We start from the raw sequence: 17,398 nt of genomic DNA on the forward strand, positions 1-17,398 counted from the left end.
CGGTGCCGGCGCGTGTGGCAGGTGGCGGCATCCGCCACTAATGTCGGGTGAGGCAGCGTCGCCGACCCTCTTCACCCGACACAGCGAGGAACACAGCTATGAAGATCGGCATCCTGACCAGTGGTGGCGACTGCCCCGGGCTCAACGCGGTCATCCGCGGCGTCGTGCTCAAGGGCACCACGACGTACGACCTCGAGTTCGTCGGCATCCGCGACGGCTGGCGCGGTGTCGTCGACGGCGACTTCTTCCCGCTGACGCGTCACGAGGTGAAGGGGCTCTCGAAGGTCGGCGGCACGATCCTCGGCACCAGCCGCACGAACCCGTACGAGGGTCCCCGCGGCGGCGCCGAGAACATCGCGAAGACGATGTACGGCCACCGGCTCGACGGCATCATCGCCATCGGCGGCGAGGGCACCCTTGCGGCCGCGAACCGTCTCGCGAACGACGGCATCAACGTGCTCGGCGTCCCCAAGACCATCGACAACGATCTGCGCGCGACGGACTACTCGTTCGGCTTCGACACGGCCGTGAACATCGCGACCGAGGCCATGGACCGCCTCCGCACCACCGGCGACTCGCACCAGCGGTGCATGGTGGCCGAGGTCATGGGCCGCCACGTCGGCTGGATCGCCCTCCACGCCGGCATCGCCGCCGGCGCCCACGCGATCTGCATCCCCGAGGTCCCGATGTCGATCGACGAGATCGCGGCCCTGGTGTCTCGCGCACACGACCGCGGTCGCGCGCCCCTCATCGTCGTGTCCGAGGGCTTCACGCTCACCGGCATGGACGAGGCCTTCAGCGACAAGGGACTCGACGCGTTCAATCGCCCCCGCCTCGGCGGCATCAGCGAGGTGCTGGCGCCCGAGATCGAGCGCCTCACCGGAATCGAGACCCGCTCGACCGTGCTCGGCCACATCCAGCGCGGTGGGTCTCCCTCGGGCTTCGACCGCGTGCTCGCGACGCGCCTCGGCCTGCACACCGCGGACGCGATCGTCGACGGCGCCTGGGGCCAGATGGTCGCCATGCGAGGCACCGAGATCGTGCGCGTGCCCTTCGCCGAGGCGCTCGGCGAGCTCAACACCGTCCCGCTCCACCGCTACGAAGAGGCCGCCGCCCTGTTCGGCTGAGCCGTTTCTGCAGTCGACGAGTGCGAACCCGGGGATTCACCGCGAGCCCGAGGCCTTGGACCTGTGGTTCGCCGCGTTTCCCTGAGTTCGCCCCGCGAACGAGCGCGGATTGGACGCAAGTGTCCGAAGCATCGCGTTCTGGTGCAGGCGGGATGAAATGAGGCCGGCGGCGCGCAGCTTCGCGTCCAGCGACGCGGGGCGAAGCGCGTCCGCCCAGTCCCACCGGGCGAACCCCCGCTCATAGCGGCGAAGGCGGTCCTCGCGCGTCTTCTCGCGCACGAATTGGGCCTTCATCGTCTTCGGATCGTCCGCGTCGTACTTGCCGTAGCCGTCGGACTCGCCGATCGTGCGCGTCGACCGCCAGTAGAAGTCGCTGCGATCGACCACGCCCTCGTAGTGGAACTCATGCTGCAGTTCGGGCTCGTCGTAGCCGAGCCACTCGATCACAGCCCGGCTCACGGACTCTCCAGGTGACTCGGCGGCGGCAGTCGCCCTCGCCTGCACCCAATCCACTTGACGGAGCCCACGCCTATTGGCGTGGGACCTTGCGCGTGCCGCAAGGTCGAGCCCGATGCCCGCTGAGCCGAGACTTCGCAGAGCCGCGTCGGCCACCGCGAGTCCGAACGCCGGCGGCAGGACCCGGCACAGATCGGTCGCGGTATCCTCGATCGCCGTCAGCGTGAGCGATCCCGTGGTCGTGAGCATGCGCGCATCGTTCCAGCCGTGCACGTGGACGTCCCCTTCGCGCCAGGTCTTGCCGTCGGGGCTCAGCAGATGGATCTCACGCGGCTCGCCGAACACGGGCAGCGACTGCAGAACAGCAGCAGACTCCAGGCAGAAGACCGGGGATGTCCACGTCCGGGCAACAGCCTGCACCCGCAAGGCGTACCGCCGCCACGGCTCCAGAACCTCCCATTCCGAGCGTGGCACGTACGCGCCGGCGCGGATCCGGTGCAGGGCACTCGCGCGATCGAGTCGCGCGAGGCCGCCCGGCATCTCGCGCGAGAGCAGCAGCGAAGCAGCCAGTGGCTCGTCCATCACCTCAGGCTGCGGGCGATCGGAGCAACGCCGGGGGCCGGGGGCGGCATCCGGGGGGAACTTGCTCGCACCGTCGCCATGGGAGGAGGCGTCCCAGGCCGATCGTCCGCGTCGATCTGGTCGCATCGCGAACCCGAGGATTCACGTCGAACCCGATGCCGTAGACGTCGGGCTCGGCGCGTTTCCCCGGGTTCACGAACGAGAACGTGAGGTAGACGGATGCCGCGGCCGCGGCATCCGCTCTCCCGAAGGGCCGGGGGTCAGGCGTCGGCGACGCCCAGCACGTCCAGGAGCCACGCGAGCTCGAACGCGCGCTCGCGCCAGGCGTTGTAGCGTCCGCTGACTCCGCCGTGTCCGGCGACCATCTCGCACTTGAGCAGGGCGTCGGCGCCGACCTCGCGCAGCCGCGCGACCCACTTCGCCGGCTCGACGTACAGGACCCGTGTGTCGTTCAGGGAGGTCACCGCGAGGATCTTCGGGTACGCGGCATCCGTCCGCACGTTCTCGTACGGGGAGTACGACTTCATGTACGCGTAGACGTCGGCGTTGTGCAGCGGGTCGCCCCACTCGTCCCACTCGATCACCGTCAGCGGCAGCGACGGGTCGAGGATCGTCGTGAGGGCGTCCACGAACGGCACGTCGGCGAGGATCCCGGCGAACAGCTCGGGCGCCAGGTTCGCCACGGCGCCCATCAGCAGGCCGCCCGCGGAACCGCCCTCGGCCACCATCTGCGACGGCGTCGTGTAGCCGTTGTCCACCAGGTGCCGCGCGCAGTCGACGAAGTCGGTGAACGTGTTGCGCTTGCTCAGGAGCTTGCCGTCCTCGTACCACTGCCGGCCCATCTCGCCGCCGCCGCGCACGTGAGCCACGGCGAAGATCACGCCGCGGTCGAGCTCGGACAGCCGCGGCACCGAGAGTCCCGGCTCGATCGAGTGCTCGTACGAGCCGTAGCCGTACAGGTGCACCGGGCGCGGCGCGGCGCCGGCCTCGCCGAAGGAACGCTTCCAGACCAGCGAGATCGGGATCTGCGTGCCGTCCTGGGCGGTTGCCCACACGCGCTCCTGGCCGTACTCCGACGGCTCGTAGCCGCCGAGCACGGGCTGGCGCTTGCGCAGCAGCAGGTCACCGGTGGCGACGTCGTAGTCGTACACGGTCCCAGGTGTCACGAACGACCCGTAGCCCAGGCGCAGCAGCGGCGGCGCCCATTCCGGGTTCCCGCCGGACCCGACCGAGTACAGCGGCTCGTCGAACTCGATCTCGGTCACCGCACCGTCGGCGTAGGACAGCATGCCGAGGCGGGGGAGTCCGCCGCGGCGGTAGCCGACGACGCCCCAGTCTCGGAACGTCGAGACGCCGAGCAGCCGGTGGCCGGGACGATGCGGGATCACGACCGCGCGGTCGCCGGCAGGATCGGATGCCGCTACCCGCACCAGCTCGAAGTCCAGGGCATCCTCGTTGTGGAGGATGTACAGCACGTCCTCGCCGTCGATGACCGCGTGGGCGGCTTCGTACTCCACGCCTTCCCGGCGCGGCCAGATCACCCGCGGCGCGCTGCGCAGATCCGTCGCGTCGACGAGCCACTCCTCGCTCGTGATCGACGAGCCCAGCTCGATGAAGAGGTAGCGGTCGCTGCGCGAGAACCCCGCGCCCACCCAGTACCGCTCGTCGGGCTCGTGGAACAGCTTCACGTCGTCCGCGACCGGCGTGCCCAGCTCGTGGAGCCAGACGGTGTCGGGACGCCACGCGTCGTCGACGGTCGTATAGACGATGAACCGGCCGTCGGGGGAGAACGTCGCACCGGCGAACGTGTCGGGGATCTCGTCCGGCAGCTGCTCGCCCGTGGCGACGTTGCGCACCCTCACGGTGTAGCGCTCGTCGCCGGCGAGGTCGACCCCGTAGAGCATGAGTGTGCCGTCGGTGGAGATCTCGAAGCTTCCCAGGGAGAAGAACTCGTGGCCCTCGGCCTCGAGGTTGCTGTCCAGCAGCACCTGCTCTCCGGGGACCTCGACCTCGGGCGACAGCTCGGGCGGGGTCCAGTCGTCGGGGGAGGCGAGCGGCGCGCGGCACTGGATGCCGTACTGCCTGCCCTCCACGGTGCGGCCGTAGTACCACCACTGCCCGCGGCGGGTCGGTACGGACAGGTCGGTCTCGAGCGTCCGCGACTTGATCTCGTCGAAGATGCGCCCGCGCAGCCCGTCGAGGTGCTCCGTGCGGTGCTGCGTGTACGCATTCTCGGCTTCGAGGTGCGCGATCACGGCCGCATCGTCCTTCGCACGGAACCACTCGTAGCGGTCCTCGACGTCATCGCCGTGATGACTGCGGACGATCGGTCGCGGGTCGGCAATGGGGGCGGATGCTGCGGCGGGGCGGTCTGAGACGGTCACAGGCTCCACGCTAGCCCGGCGATGCCCTCGCGAGGCCTCGCCGGCCGTGCTCCGTCAAGTTGACCGGAGGGCACGGCGGTGTAAGGATTCTTCTGGCCGGTTGCCGGTTCCTGAATTCACGGTGAACTCTTCGTTCGTCACGCCGATCTCGTCGGCACACACTCCACACCCCTGACGGAAAGCGACCGGTGGAAACCGCAACCCTCATCATCGTGCTGGTCATCGCACTCGCGCTGTTCTTCGACTTCACGAACGGTTTCCACGACACGGCCAATGCGATGGCCACGCCCATCGCGACCGGTGCCCTCAAGCCGAAGACCGCCGTCCTGCTCGCGGCGCTGCTGAACCTGGTCGGTGCCTTCTTGTCGACGGAGGTGGCGCAGACGATCTCCGGCGGCATCATCAACGAGGGCGACATCTCGGTGGCGATCTTCCCGCAGATCATCTTCGCGGGCCTCATCGGCGCCATCACGTGGAACATGCTCACGTGGCTGCTCGGACTGCCGTCGTCATCGTCGCACGCACTCTTCGGCGGCCTCATCGGCGCCACGATCGTCGGCGTCAGCGCCTCGGCGATCAACTTCGGCGTCGTCATGTCGAAGGTCATCCTCCCGGCCATCATCGCTCCGCTCACCGCCTGCATCATCGCCTTCACGGCGACCAAGGTCGCCTATGCGATCACGCGTCGCTACGACAGCAAGCCCGACGGCCGCGACGGGTTCCGGGTGGGCCAGATCTTCACCTCGTCGCTCGTCGCCCTCGCGCACGGCACCAACGACGCGCAGAAGACGATGGGCATCATCACGCTGCTGCTGATCTCGACCGGCCTGCAGACCAGCCCCGAGCCGCAGACCTGGGTCATCATCGCCTGTGCCGTCACCATCGCGCTCGGCACCTACATGGGCGGCTGGCGCATCATCCGCACCCTCGGCAAGGGACTCACCGACGTCAAGCCGGCCCAGGGCTTCGCAGCGGAGAGCTCGACCGCGTCGACCATCCTCGCCTCGAGCGCCCTCGGCTTCGCGCTGTCGACCACGCAGGTCGCTTCCGGCTCGGTGATCGGCTCCGGGCTGGGTCGCCGCGGCTCCCAGGTGCGCTGGCGCACCGTCGGGCGCATCATGATCGGCTGGCTCCTCACTCTGCCCGCCGCGGGCGCGGTCGGCGGACTGGCGGCTTTCATCGTCGTCGCCATCCCGTTCTGGGGCATCATCATCGACGCGGTACTCGCCGTGCTGATCATCCTCGGCCTCTTCCTCCGCTCGCGCCGTGACTCGGTCACGGCCGCCAACGCGATGAGCGAGGTCGCCGACTCGGGTCGTGCGGTCAAGGTCAAGCGCAACCCGCCGCCCACTCGTCGTCAGCGCGCGATCGCCCGCGAAGAGGCGCGCGTGCGCGCCGCCCAGGCCTCGGCGGCGAAGAAGGCGGAGAAGTCGGCCAAGGCCGCAGAGCGATCTGCGCGCGGCCCGAAGAACGGGGGTCGGCCGTGATCGTCATCGACTGGTTCGCCTTCGTCCAGGTCTTCATCGCCGCGTTCCTGGCGGCGGTCATCGTGGTCGCGGCCTACGCCACCGGCCTCCGGCTGCTGGTGCGCGCCGGCCGGGCACCCGTCGTCGGGCCCGCCGAGTTCACCGACGCGATCACCGTGATCTCCGAGAAGGAAGCACAGCGTGCTGCGAAGGCGGCTGCGAAGGCCGCTCGCAAGAGTCCTCTCACCGACGGCCAGAAGCGCTTCGCCCTCGTCGGCGCGTACCTGTCGTTCGGCGTCGCGGGCGCCGCAGTCCTCGGCGGACTGCTGCTCATCGTCTTCAACCACTGAGGCGGCGGCCCGTCGGCGACGGGTCCTAAGCTGATGCCCATGGTCCCCACACCGGTGCAGTTCGGTCAGTACGCGCCCGCGCGGCGCACGCTGCTGCACCTGAGCGACACGCATCTCCTGGCAGGAGGGCGCGCACTCGGCGGACGGTTCGACACGCTCGCGAACCTGATCCGGACGCTCGAGGTCGCCGAGGCGACCGGCATCCGTCCCGATGCCATCGTGTTCACCGGCGACCTGACCGATCTGGGCGAGCCGGAGGCCTATCTCGCACTGCGCGAGGCGGTCGAGCCTGTCGCGGAGCGCATGGGCGCACCTGTCGTGTGGGTCGCCGGCAACCACGACGAGCGCCCCGCGCTGCGCCGAGACCTGCTGGGCCTCGAGCCGACCGAGGAGCCCGTCACGGGTGTCTGGGACCTCGGCGGCCTGCGGCTCGTGGCGCTGGACTCCACCGTGCCCGGCTGGCACCACGGCGATCTCGACGCGGCCCAGCTCGCCTGGCTGCGCGAGATCCTCGCGACGCCGGCGCCGCTGGGCACGATCCTGGCGCTGCACCACCCGCCCCTGCCGTCGCACATCCCGCTGTTCGACATCCTCGAGCTGCGGGACCAGACGCGCCTGGCCGAGGTGATCGCCGGGTCGGACGTGCGTGCGATCCTGGCGGGCCACCTGCACTACTCCACGAGCGGGATGTTCGCCGGGGTGCCGGTGAGCGTCGCAGCGGCCACCTGCTACACGATGAACCTCGCGCGTCCGTCGGTGGAGGTCAACGGAATGGATGCCGGGCAGTCGTTCCACCTCGTGCACGTGTACGACGACACCATCACTCACGCGGTCGTCCCCGTCGTCGACGCCCCGACCGGCGACTACTTCTCGGCGGAGTGGGTCCGCGAGATGGCGGCGCTGAGCCCGGAGGAGCGGCTCGAGGCCTTCTCGCGCAAGCGCTCGTGACACCGTGCAGGTAGACGACCTGTACACGGGACGTTCATCGCTGTACCTCGCGTACACCCGCACGGGTCGCGCCGCGCGCGTAGGGTGAAGGCATCCCCTCCCGCCGTGACCGACCCACGAGGAACTCACACATGGCTCTGGACGCAATGACGCGCACCCGCACCGAGACCGACTCCCTGGGATCCATGGAGATCCCCGCCGACGCCTACTGGGGCATCCATACCGCCCGGGCGCTGGAGAACTTCGACATCTCCAAGCGACCCATCTCGGTCTACGCCGACCTGGTCCGCGCTCTGGCGATGGTCAAACAGGCTTCGGCGCGGGCCAACCGCGACATCGGCGTGCTGAGCCCCGAGAAGGCCGACCTCATCGATCGCGCGTCGCAGCTCGTCATCGAAGGACAGTTCCACGACCAGTTCGTGGTGGGCGTGATCCAGGGAGGTGCCGGAACCTCGACCAACATGAACGCGAACGAGGTCATCACCAACATCGCGCTCGAACTGGCCGGCCGTGAGAAGGGCGACTACGCCTTCCTCTCGCCGATCGACGACACCAACCGCAGCCAGTCGACGAACGACGTCTACCCGACCGCCATCAAGGTGGGCCTCGGGCTCGACCTGCTGACCCTGCTCGACGAGCTCGATCTGCTGCGCCGGGCGTTCCTCGCGAAGGCGGTCGAGTTCCACGACGTGCTGAAGGTCGGCCGCACTCAGCTGCAGGACGCCGTGCCGATGACATTGGGCCAGGAGTTCCACGGATTCGCCACGACCCTCGGCGAGGACCACAGCCGGCTCAAGGAGAACGCCTACCTGCTGTACGAGATCAACATGGGCGCCACGGCCATCGGCACCGGAATCACGACGCATCCCGACTACAGCAAGGCCGTGCTCACACACCTGCGCGAGATCAGCGGGCTCGACCTGGATCTGGCCACCGACCTGGTGGAGTCCACGAGCGACACCGGCGCCTTCATGTCGTTCTCGTCGTCGCTCAAGCGCAACGCCATCAAGCTCTCGAAGATCTGCAACGACCTGCGCCTGCTGTCGTCGGGCCCGCAGGCGGGCTTCGGCGAGATCAACCTGCCGGCTCGCCAGGCCGGCTCCAGCATCATGCCCGGCAAGGTCAACCCGGTGATCCCCGAAGTGGTGAACCAGATCGCGTTCGCGGTCGCCGGGGCCGATCTCACGGTCACGATGGCCGTCGAGGGCGGCCAGTTGCAGCTGAACGCGTTCGAGCCGGTCATCGCGCACTCGATCTTCCAGTCGATCACCTGGATGCGTCGCGGCATGCACACCCTCCGCATCAACTGCATCGACGGCATCACAGCCAACCGCGAGCGCCTCGGCGCGATGGTCGGGGCGTCCGTCGGCGTCGTCACCGCGCTCACGCCCTTCATCGGGTACGCGGCGTCTGCGGCTCTGGCCAAGACCGCTCTGCTCACCGGGCGCAACGTCGCCGATCTGGTGGTCGAGGCTGGACTGATGTCGCGCGAGGAGGTCACCAAGCAGCTGTCGCCCGCGCGTCTGTCGGGCCTCGAGGTGATCACCGCGGCCATTCCGGTGATGCTCCCGAAGGAGAAGTCAGTCGACGCCGAACACGATTGAGCGCGCGTCGTGATTGCCGTGGCGGTGAATATGCCGATAACTTCGACGAGTCCACGCCGATAGGAGTCCACATGACCGACCCCACCGTCCCCTCGCAGCCCGCCGCCGGCGACAGCAGCGTTCCCCCCGCCCCGCCGCAGTACCAGGCCGCACCGCCGGCCGCGCCGTCCTACGCGGCAGCGCCGTCGGCCGGCCCGGTCCAGCCCGGCGCTGAAGACCCGGGAAAGACCCTGGGCATCATCGCGCTCGTCGCAGTCTTCTTCATCTCGATCCTCGGCCTGATCCTCGGCTACGTCGCGCGCGGCCAGAGCAAGAAGGCCGGTTTCAAGAACACGCCGGCGAAGGTCGCCATCATCCTCGGATGGATCTTCCTGGCGCTCACGATCATCGCGATCATCCTGGCTGTGGTCTTCGCCGCGATGGCCGCCGGCGCCCTTGCCGACCTCTGTGCGGGGATGGACCCCGGCGTGTACACCACGGACACAGGGCTCGAGGTCACCTGCCCGTAAGCAGGTCGACCGGCGCGCCGGCCCTCCGAGCGCAGCGAAGCCGCACGTCCCGACGGGGCGTGCGGCTTCGTCGTTCCCGCTCAGTCGGTCATGCGGCAGTGCGTGGTCAGCTCGCCGATGCCGTCGATGCCGACCGTGACGGTCGAGCGGTCGCGCAGGAACACCTGGGGATCCCGCGAGTAGCCGGCACCGCCCGGGCTCCCGGTCGAGATCAGGGTTCCTGGCAGCAGCGTCGCCGACTCGGACAGCGAGGAGATGAGGGTCGCGACCGAGCGGACCATCTGCGCGGTCGAGGCATCCTGCATCGTCCTGCCGTCGAGGACCGTCCAGATGTGCAGGTCCTGCGGGTCGGGGATCTCGTCCGCCGTGACGACGAACGGCCCGGTGGGCGTGAAGCCGTCGAACGACTTGCAGCGCGACCACTGGGCCTCGGAGTACTGGATGTTGCGGGCCGTGATGTCGTTGACCACGGTGTAGCCCCACACGTGGTTCAGGGCGTTCTCGGCGGCGACGTTCTTGGCCGGGGTGCCGATGATCACGCCGAGCTCCGCCTCGTAGTCCACGGTCTCGCTCACCGAGCGCGGCCAGGTCGTCGTGGCGTCGTGCGCGCTGAGCGAGTTGGGCCAGAGCACGAACACGGTCGGAGTGGAGTCGGTCTTCAGGCCCAGCTCGCTCGAGTGCGCCGCGTAGTTGAGCCCGATCGCGAGGATGACCGGCGGCGTCAGCAGCGCCGATGCGAAGCGCAAGCCGCCGAGCGGATGCCGCGTCCCGGCGCCGGCCGTGTCGCGCACACGCCCGAGCAGGGCGTCACCCCCCGCGATGAGGTCTTCGAGGAACCTCGGCGCGCCGTCGAACAGGTCTTCCACGATCACGGCCTGGTCACCTTCGACGAGGACGAGTCGCGGCTCCTCCGACCCGGGGCCGATCACATGGGCGAAGCGCATCCCTCCAACCTACCTGCAGGCGCGCGGGCGAGTCTTGGTCGCTCTCAGCCCTAGGCTGAGCGCATGACGCAAGCTCCCGGTCCCGGCGGCGGTCGGCCGTCGCTCGCTCCGCCCGATTTCCCGTCCGCCCTGGCACAGCCCCGCCAGGCCGCACCGGCGGTCATTCCGCGACCGGCCACGTCGCCTGCCGCGCTGCCGGTGACACCGCGCCGCGGGCGCACGGCGCCCATCTGGGCCTGCGGCATCCTGGTCTTCTTGCTGGTCGGGCTGGTCGCGTACTTCCTGAACGCCCTGGGATCCGCCGCGTCTCTCATCGGCATGGTGCTCGCCCTCATCCCGCTGGCGGGTGTGATGCTCGCGGTCCGCCTCGTCGATCGCTGGGAGCCCGAGCCCCGCAACCTCGTGATCTTCGCCGTGGCCTGGGGCGCGATCGGCGCGGTGGGCCTCACGCTCGGCGTCGACCTGGCCCTGACGTTCGTCTTCGGCTACAGCGCCTCGCCCGCCCAGGACGTCTTCTCGGCGGTCGTTCAGGCCCCGATCGTGGAGGAGCTGACCAAGGGGCTCGGCGTCTTCATCATCTTCGCCGTCGCACGCCGCGCCTTCGACGGCCCGGTCGACGGGATCGTGTACGGGGCGCTGGTCGGCGCCGGCTTCGCCTTCACCGAGAACATCCAGTACTTCGCGATCGCCTTCCTCGAGGGAGGGGCGGTCGACACGACGGTGACGTTCTTCATGCGCGGCATCCTGTCGCCCTTCGCCCACGTGATGTTCACCGCCATCACAGGCTTCGCGCTCGGGCTCGCCGCGCGGCGCGGGGTCTCGACCGGCCGCGCGATCGGTCCTTGGGTGCTCGGCATGATCGGGGCGATCACGCTGCACGCCATCTGGAACGCCTCGGCGCTGCTGGGCGACTTCTGGGGGCTCTACCTGACGCTGCAGGTCCCGCTGTTCGTCGCCTTCATCCTCGGGGTCATCGCTCTGCGGCGCGAGGAGTCACGGCTCACGCGGCGGCGTCTGGGAGAGTACGCCGCCGCCGGCTGGTTCACGGCTCAGGAGGTCGACATGCTCGCCACGGGGGCCGGCCGCAAGGCCGGGCTGGCGTGGGCCCGCGGCCTGCGCGGCGATCGCACACCGGCGATGAAGGGGTTCATCACCGATGCCACGGGGCTCGCCGCGGCGCGCCAGCGAGCGATCAGCGGCCGCGACCCGAACGCCGCCGAAGACGAGCGCGTCCTGCTGCAGCGCACCTCGGCCGCCCGGGCCGCACTGTTCGCGCCGTAGGCCGCCTGGCCCAAGACTCAGCGCTCGGTGCCGCGGCGATGCCTGCGTAACGACCGAGCGCTGAGTTGATCTGCCCCAAGGATGCCGGGGCGCCTCAGAGGTGTCAAGACCCCCTCGCGTTGACCCGGGGGACCGGCTCGGGTTGGATGGGATCATGACTGACGACCGCACCAAGCCCGAATTCGACGCCCCCACCGGCCCTGCTCCCTCCGACCTCGTCATCCGCGACATCATCGTGGGCGACGGCGCCGAGGCGAAGCCCGGCGACACCGTCACCGTGCACTACGCCGGTGTCGAGTTCGAATCCGGCGAGGAGTTCGACTCGTCGTGGAACCGTGGCGAGAGCATCCAGTTCCCGCTCCGCGGCCTCATCCAGGGATGGCAGGACGGCATCCCGGGCATGAAGGTCGGCGGCCGTCGCGAGCTCGTGATCCCCCCGCACCTGGCCTACGGCCCCGCCGGCGGCCACTTCCTCGGCGGCAAGACCCTCGTCTTCATCATCGACCTCATCGCGGTCGGCTGACGTCGCGCATGATGTGAGAGGGGCGGATGCTGCGGCATCCGCCCCTCGTTCGTTTTCTCGGTCCGAGAATTATCTATTCACGGGAATAGATCGCTCGCGGTGGTGCGTTGGAGTCGATGAACGGTCGCCGAGCGCGACACCATCGACACAAAGGAAGACCATGACCGCGACGACCACGACCCTCGACGTCCCCGGCTACAAGGCCGGCACCTGGGTCCTCGACCCCTCGCACAGCGAGGTGACCTTCAGTGTCCGCCACATGATGATCTCGAAGGTGCGCGGCACGTTCGGCATGAAGAGCGCGACCCTCGTCGCCCCCGAGAACCCGCTCGAGGCCCAGGTCACCGCCAGCGTCGACGTCGCCTCCGTCGACACCAACGACAAGGGCCGCGACGACCACCTGCGCTCGGCGGACTTCTTCGACGTCGAGAACCACCCGACGATGGAGTTCCGCTCGACCGGCGCACGCGTCGAGAACGGCGACTTCCTCGTCGACGGCGATCTCACCATTCGCGGAATCACGAAGCCCGTGACCTTCGACTTCGAGTTCGGCGGCTTCGGTCAGGACCCGTGGGGCAACTACAAGGCAGGTGCGACCGCCAAGGCCGTCGTGAACCGCGAGGAGTTCGGCCTCACCTGGAACGCCGCCCTCGAGACCGGCGGCGTGCTCGTCGGCAAGGACATCACCATCACGCTCGACCTGCAGGGCGCACTGCAGCAGGACTGAACGAGTGCGAGCTGTCGGTTGCGGCGGCTCAGCGAGATGAGGGGGCGGATGCTGCGGCATCCGCCTTCTCGTCTTTGCGGCGTCGACGCAGGCGGTCCTGCGCGAGCAGGATGCCGAGGAAGACGATCAGCGCGCCCACGGGCTCGTTCCAGCTGAGCTGCTCGCCGAGGATGATCACGCCGAGCAGGACGCCCACCAGCGGGGTGATGTACGTGACGGTGGAGGCCCGGGTCGGTCCCCAGGCGCGGACCACGTTCTGGTTCCAGACATAGGCGATGCCCGTGCCCAGGCACCCCAGCAGAACGACGCTCGTCACGATCCAGGGATCGAGGTGGACCGGCGTGAACGCGATCGCGGGGGAGAGGACGACCATGATGACCGCGGCGATCCCGATGTTGAGGAACGAGAACATCAGGGCGCTCATGCCGGTGTCGGAGACGAACTTGCGCATGTACGCGAGGCTGAAGCCGTAGCACGCCGTCGCGCCGAGGATCGCGAGCTGCGCGACCAGGCTCTGGGAGAGGTCGAGCCCCTGCCAGGGGCCGATGATGACGACGACCCCGAGGATGCCGACGCCGATCCCGGCGATCTGCAGGCGCTTGAGCTTCTCGACGCGCAGCAGCAGCCCGGCCATGATCGCCGTCATGATCGGCGTGGTGGCGTTGTAGATGCTGGCGAGGCCAGAGGTGACGTGCTGCTGCGCCCACGAGAACAGAAGGAACGGGACGACGCAGAAGGTCACCGCGAGCACAGTCATGTGCCCCCAGATCCTGAGCCGCCGCGGCAGGTGCTCCCTGCTGATGAGGACGAACAGGCCGAGCGCGAGCGCACCGAACACCAGGCGCGACCCCGCGACCTGCGCGGGCGAGATGCCCTCGAGTGCGACCTTCATGAAGAGGAAGCTCGAGCCCCAGACGACGCCCGCGAGGACGAACTGGATCGCGATCGAGAACTGCGACGCCCGCGGTGTCGTGGCAGCCTTCGGCGTGATCTCGGCAGTGGTGGAAGCAGACACGCGGCGACTCTACGCCGGGGTGCGGACGCTCACGTCGGCGGGGGGATGCGACGTCCGGAATCCGCCGATGCATGGCGGTCCGGCGTCGATCGCCGCGCGGACGCGCCCGGGCTCACCGGCTGGTAGACTCTTGAGGTTGCCGTTTGATCGGCCGCGGATAAAGAGAGCTCACGCATCAGGCGTCGAGCGCCGCGCAATGACCAGAAAGGGGATCCCATCTATGCCACTCGAATCTGACGCTAAGAAGGCGATCATCGAAGAGTACGCGACGCACCCCGGTGACACCGGATCCCCCGAGGTGCAGGTCGCGATGCTGACGCAGCGCATCAAGGACCTCACCGAGCACCTCAAGGAGCACAAGCACGACCACCACTCGCGTCGTGGTCTGTTCTTGATGGTGGGTCAGCGCCGTCGTCTGCTCGGCTACCTCCAGGACATCGACATCGCGCGCTACCGCTCGCTGATCGAGCGTCTCGGACTCCGCCGCTAAGGCAACGCGAACCAGCGTTCAATCGCGCAGAGAACTTCTTGAGAAGGCCGTCCCAGGTGTGGGGCGGCCTTCTTCTCGTTCGGATGCCGCAGCCTGCGCCGCGTCGTAGCCCAGCGGCAGCTGCGACACCGGGTCCAGGCCCGTCAGGGTCACCCAGCCGTCGGCGAGCAGCTGGGCGTCGCTGCCGGGCTCGGGGGTGTTGGGCAGATCCTCGACGGCGAGCCGGATGTGCGTGGCGTCCCGCTCCTTCAGTGACATCTGGACGATGCCGAAGGGCGCCAGGCTCGCTTCGGCGATTCCGCGATGGGATGCCGAATTCGGCGCGTTCACGTTGACTACGGTTCCGCGAGGCCGGCCGAGCAGGAACGGCAGCAGGTCGATCGCGGCACGGGCGCCGGTCTCCCAGTGGAAGACGCTCGGGGTCATCCCGACGTCGAGCGACACCGCGAGACCCCACGCTCCGTTGAGGCCGCCGGTGAGCGCGGCGCCGACCGTCCCGGAGTGGAGGATGGCCCGGCCGACGTTGGCGCCGTGATTGACGCCGGACAGCACGAGATCGGCGGGTTCGCCGAACGCGCCGTGCGCGGCGATCAGCGCGATGAGGCCCGGACCGCCTCGCACGGCGAACGCCGGGACGCCGTCCAGCCCGTCGAGCGCGCGCTGCTCCACGGCGATCCGCCCGTCCTCCTCGGCGGCGACGATGGACGCGGACGCGCCGCTGGACTGGCGGGCCGGCGCGGCGATCGTCACGTCGAGCCCGGCATCGATCGCATGCCGTGCCAGGACGTGCAGGCCCGGCGCGTCGATGCCGTCGTCGTTGGTGACGAGCACGTGGGTCATCGGTCCGTCTCCTTCCGGGTGGCGTCGTCCGGCTGCGCGAGAGCAGCGAGCCCGCCGGGGCTGACATGACCGGTGACGGGCTGGGCGACTTCGGCCGCGGTGTCGTCGACGATGACGCGGACGTTCACCGCGGCCCGCAGTTCGGCGATCGCGTCGGGGTCCCCGGTGCCCAGGCCGTGCCTGGTCACGTTCAAGGCGCCGGCGGCCACTCCGGTCACGATCGCCTCGCGCGCGGTCTCGCCGCCGGCGATGCCGGCCGCGACGCCCGCGGTGAGGGAGTCGCCGGCACCGTTCGTGTCGGTCACCGCCATGCGAGGCGACTCGACCTGGAGGAACCCCTGCCCGTCCAGCAGCAGGAGCGGCTCGGCCGACCGCGAGACGATGACCGTCGCCGCGCCCGATCGGTGCAGGCGGCGCATCGCGGCCATGACCGCGGACGGCGACGGATCCTCGATCAGACCGGCGGCCGTCAGCTCTTCGTCGCTGACCTTGAGCACGTCCACACCGCCTTCGAGGGCCGCATCGAGCCGATCGCCGGCGAGATCGACCACGACGGTCGCGCCCCCTTCGCGGAGGTCCGCGGCGAGCCTGCGGTAGGTGTCCGACGGGAGCGCCTCCTCTCCGGCGGGTCCGCTCAGGATGACCAGCCGCGATCGCAGTCCCTCGCGGATAGTCACGCCGTAGAGCTCATCGAGATCGTGCCGGGCGAGAGGATCGCCTTCCGTCGCTGCGACAACGTCGCGGTGACCGCCGCGCCGGTCGTGGACGTAGGCCGACCCGCTCCCTTCGCGCTCGATGCCCGCGACGGCGATGCCCTCGTCCTGCAGCAGGTGGCGCAGCATCCGTCCGATCTCGCCGGTGAGCGCGCAGCAGAGGGTCACCGAGGTTCCTAGCCGGAGCAGCATGCGGGCCTGCCAGACCCCCTGCCCGCCTGGGTGCAGATGGATGTCGGGCTGTTCGCCGTGCTCCTCGACGGTGATGGTGAGCGTCGGCGAGGGCGCGAAGATCGTGACGTCGCTCATGCCCTCACGCTACGAGCCAGGGCGCAGGCGCGCGAACCCCTTGCGAGCCCGCACGCAACCTGCAAGCCCAGTTCGGGTCAGGCGGATGCCGCGGCCCGCGCGGCGAGCAGATCGGCGTGGTGGAGCTCGGCGACATCGGGGTGCGCCCGCAGGCGCGACTTCAGCGCGTTCTCGCCGTAGAGGGCATGGATCGGGTTGCCCGGATCCTTCGTCACGCCGCGGGCCTCGCTCGCCAGTTCCTCGGGCAGCTCGATGAGGGGCAGGCGCTTGTCGAGGGCCGGATTGAAGAAGAACGGAACCGAGATGCGATCGTCGGGGTAGCGCGGCGAGATCACCCGGTGCTTGGTCGCGATGAGGTAGCCCTGCGTCGCGTACTCGAGCAGCTCGCCGATGTTCACCACGAAGGCGCCGGGCACCGGCGGGGCATCCACCCATTCGCCGTCCCGCTCGACCTGCAGCCCGCCCTTGCCGGGCTCGACCCACAGCAGCGTCAGCACACCCGAATCCTTGTGCGCGCCGACTCCTTGCTGAGGCGTCGGGTCCTCTTTGCCGGGATACCGGACGATCTTGATGAGCGTGGAGGGCTCTCCGAAGTGCTCGTCGAAGTACGTCTCCGGCGCGCCGAGCGACAGCGCCCACGCGCGCAGCAGCTTGCGGGCGACCCCTGACAGGTGGTCGTGCCACTGCGAGACCACCTCACGCAGCTCGGGCTGCGCGTCCGGCCACAGGTTCGGGCCGATCAGGCGCGAGAAGTCCGGGGCGTCGGAATCGGTGACGGCCTCGCGCTCGGGACCGATGTCGATCTGCTCTCGCCAGTCGACCTTGCCCTGCGTGCGCTCGCCGCCCACACGCGTGTACCCGCGGAAATGCGGGCTCTTGACGTTCTCGATCGCGAGCTTGTCGGCGTCGGGCAGGGCGAAGAAGTCGCGCGCCGCCCGCTCGAGGCGTGCCTCGAGCTCGGCGGGGATGCCCGTTCCGGTCAGGTAGAAGAACCCGACGTCGTGCGTCGCCGCGCGCAGGTCGTCACGGAACCGCGCGGCCGCTTCAGGGCCCTCGTCGAGCTGCGACAGGTCGAGGATCGGCAGGTTCAGGTCGCTCATGACCCCGAGGCTAGGCCGGGGTCGCGGCAT

The 17,398-nt window shown here is 69.4% G+C and carries 17 protein-coding genes; 10 read left to right on the forward strand and 7 right to left on the reverse strand.

All coding sequences use genetic code 11. From position 1 onward, the window contains the following. Window positions 1-98: 98 nt before the first annotated feature. Window positions 99-1,127 carry an ATP-dependent 6-phosphofructokinase gene (locus ASD56_RS15360; protein ID WP_055967855.1) on the forward strand — a complete coding sequence of 343 codons (1,029 nt, stop codon included), beginning with the start codon at window positions 99-101 and terminating at the stop codon, window positions 1,125-1,127. A 36-nt stretch (window positions 1,128-1,163) separates the two neighbouring features. On the opposite strand, the gene ASD56_RS15365 is transcribed toward ASD56_RS15360, so the two are convergent. Both ASD56_RS15365 and ASD56_RS15370 read right to left on the reverse strand, forming a co-directional pair. Beyond that, complete coding sequence (locus tag ASD56_RS15365) at window positions 1,164-2,165, reverse strand: hypothetical protein (RefSeq protein ID WP_055967860.1); 1,002 nt, start codon at window positions 2,163-2,165, stop codon at window positions 1,164-1,166. Between the two features lie 260 nt (window positions 2,166-2,425). Then, the gene (locus ASD56_RS15370; protein ID WP_055967863.1) at window positions 2,426-4,549 is read right to left on the reverse strand and encodes a S9 family peptidase; all 2,124 of its coding nucleotides are present in this window, start codon (window positions 4,547-4,549) and stop codon (window positions 2,426-2,428) included. 188 nt (window positions 4,550-4,737) lie between these two features. Here ASD56_RS15370 and ASD56_RS15375 point away from each other — a divergent pair, with 188 nt between their 5' ends. The 5 genes from ASD56_RS15375 to ASD56_RS15395 all read left to right on the forward strand — a co-directional run bounded on the left by ASD56_RS15375 (window position 4,738) and on the right by ASD56_RS15395 (window position 9,426). Further along, the gene (locus tag ASD56_RS15375; protein ID WP_055967867.1) at window positions 4,738-6,036 is read left to right on the forward strand and encodes an inorganic phosphate transporter; all 1,299 of its coding nucleotides are present in this window, start codon (window positions 4,738-4,740) and stop codon (window positions 6,034-6,036) included. Continuing rightward, window positions 6,033-6,365, forward strand: a complete 333-nt coding sequence (locus ASD56_RS15380) for a hypothetical protein (protein ID WP_055967870.1) — start codon at window positions 6,033-6,035, stop codon at window positions 6,363-6,365. The genes ASD56_RS15375 and ASD56_RS15380 overlap by 4 nt, the downstream gene beginning before the upstream one ends. 39 nt (window positions 6,366-6,404) lie before the next feature. Beyond that, entirely contained in the window at window positions 6,405-7,313 is a 909-nt protein-coding gene (locus ASD56_RS15385) for a phosphodiesterase (protein WP_055967873.1), read from the forward strand. A gap of 131 nt (window positions 7,314-7,444) precedes the next feature. Continuing rightward, a complete protein-coding gene (locus ASD56_RS15390; RefSeq protein WP_055967876.1) occupies window positions 7,445-8,917 on the forward strand; it encodes an aspartate ammonia-lyase in 1,473 nt (490 codons plus the stop codon). Between the two features lie 71 nt (window positions 8,918-8,988). Next, on the forward strand, window positions 8,989-9,426 hold the full coding sequence (locus ASD56_RS15395) for a DUF4190 domain-containing protein (RefSeq protein WP_055967879.1): 438 nt from the start codon (window positions 8,989-8,991) through the stop codon (window positions 9,424-9,426). An 80-nt stretch (window positions 9,427-9,506) separates the two neighbouring features. On the opposite strand, the gene ASD56_RS15400 is transcribed toward ASD56_RS15395, so the two are convergent. Then, window positions 9,507-10,370: a fumarylacetoacetate hydrolase family protein gene (locus ASD56_RS15400; RefSeq protein WP_055967882.1), complete on the reverse strand. Its 864-nt coding sequence runs from the start codon at window positions 10,368-10,370 to the stop codon at window positions 9,507-9,509. A 63-nt stretch (window positions 10,371-10,433) separates the two neighbouring features. Between ASD56_RS15400 and ASD56_RS15405 the strand changes: the two genes are divergently transcribed. The 3 genes from ASD56_RS15405 to ASD56_RS15415 all read left to right on the forward strand — a co-directional run bounded on the left by ASD56_RS15405 (window position 10,434) and on the right by ASD56_RS15415 (window position 12,901). Beyond that, window positions 10,434-11,651: a PrsW family intramembrane metalloprotease gene (locus tag ASD56_RS15405; RefSeq protein WP_055967885.1), complete on the forward strand. Its 1,218-nt coding sequence runs from the start codon at window positions 10,434-10,436 to the stop codon at window positions 11,649-11,651. 154 nt (window positions 11,652-11,805) lie between these two features. Next, the gene (locus ASD56_RS15410; RefSeq protein WP_055967889.1) at window positions 11,806-12,174 is read left to right on the forward strand and encodes an FKBP-type peptidyl-prolyl cis-trans isomerase; all 369 of its coding nucleotides are present in this window, start codon (window positions 11,806-11,808) and stop codon (window positions 12,172-12,174) included. A 160-nt stretch (window positions 12,175-12,334) separates the two neighbouring features. Continuing rightward, complete coding sequence (locus ASD56_RS15415; RefSeq protein ID WP_055967890.1) at window positions 12,335-12,901, forward strand: YceI family protein; 567 nt, start codon at window positions 12,335-12,337, stop codon at window positions 12,899-12,901. 28 nt (window positions 12,902-12,929) lie between these two features. On the opposite strand, the gene ASD56_RS15420 is transcribed toward ASD56_RS15415, so the two are convergent. Next, entirely contained in the window at window positions 12,930-13,892 is a 963-nt protein-coding gene (locus ASD56_RS15420) for a DMT family transporter (RefSeq protein ID WP_055968190.1), read from the reverse strand. Between the two features lie 244 nt (window positions 13,893-14,136). Between ASD56_RS15420 and rpsO the strand changes: the two genes are divergently transcribed. Then, window positions 14,137-14,406: a 30S ribosomal protein S15 gene (rpsO, locus tag ASD56_RS15425; RefSeq protein WP_019180606.1), complete on the forward strand. Its 270-nt coding sequence runs from the start codon at window positions 14,137-14,139 to the stop codon at window positions 14,404-14,406. A gap of 18 nt (window positions 14,407-14,424) precedes the next feature. Here the strand turns inward: rpsO and surE are convergent, their stop codons facing one another. The 3 genes from surE to ASD56_RS15440 form a co-directional block, all read right to left on the reverse strand. Then, window positions 14,425-15,246 carry a 5'/3'-nucleotidase SurE gene (surE, locus tag ASD56_RS15430; RefSeq protein ID WP_055967893.1) on the reverse strand — a complete coding sequence of 274 codons (822 nt, stop codon included), beginning with the start codon at window positions 15,244-15,246 and terminating at the stop codon, window positions 14,425-14,427. Beyond that, window positions 15,243-16,268, reverse strand: a complete 1,026-nt coding sequence (locus ASD56_RS15435; protein WP_055967896.1) for a 1-phosphofructokinase family hexose kinase — start codon at window positions 16,266-16,268, stop codon at window positions 15,243-15,245. The genes surE and ASD56_RS15435 overlap by 4 nt, the downstream gene beginning before the upstream one ends. 77 nt (window positions 16,269-16,345) lie before the next feature. After that, window positions 16,346-17,368: an isopenicillin N synthase family dioxygenase gene (locus tag ASD56_RS15440; protein ID WP_055967899.1), complete on the reverse strand. Its 1,023-nt coding sequence runs from the start codon at window positions 17,366-17,368 to the stop codon at window positions 16,346-16,348. Window positions 17,369-17,398 lie beyond the last annotated feature (30 nt).

Origin of the sequence: Microbacterium sp. Root166 (genome assembly GCF_001427145.1) — a bacterium.
In the GTDB taxonomy this organism is placed as follows: Bacteria; Actinomycetota; Actinomycetes; order Actinomycetales; family Microbacteriaceae; genus Microbacterium.